Here is a 357-nt window from a genome sequence, read left to right as displayed (position 1 = left end):
GCCGCCCTCGCCGAGGACGAGACCCCGGCCCTCTGCCGGGCCGTCGACCGCTGGGCGCACGACGACCGCCCCGACCGGCTGCTCGCCGCGGCCGTGCACGGGCTGATCGCCGCCCCCCATGTGACCACCGGCGCCGACCGCGAGCTGCTCAGGTACGCCGCCCTGGCCCTCCTGGGCCGGACCACCCACACCACCCTGCACGGGCCCGCGCTCGCCCTTCTCGTACGGGATCCGGCGACCAGGACCCGCTATCTGCCCCGCGCGCTGCTCCTCCTCGCCTCGGGCCGGCTCTCCGCGTCCTCCGCGGCCGTCGCGCTGCCCACCCACCCCGAACCCGTACTCGCCGCCTTCCGGGCC

General features: G+C 78.2%; 1 pseudogene. It reads left to right on the top strand.

Features of this window, described 5'->3' with window-relative positions:
• A pseudogene (locus tag J0695_RS35955) lies at positions 1–357 on the top strand (serine protease); the annotation flags it as partial.

This window comes from Streptomyces beijiangensis, from assembly GCF_017315755.1.
Classification (GTDB): domain Bacteria; phylum Actinomycetota; class Actinomycetes; order Streptomycetales; family Streptomycetaceae; genus Streptomyces; species Streptomyces beijiangensis.
Note: the sequence above shows the minus strand (reverse complement) of the source record. Positions and strands in the feature narration are given on the sequence as shown.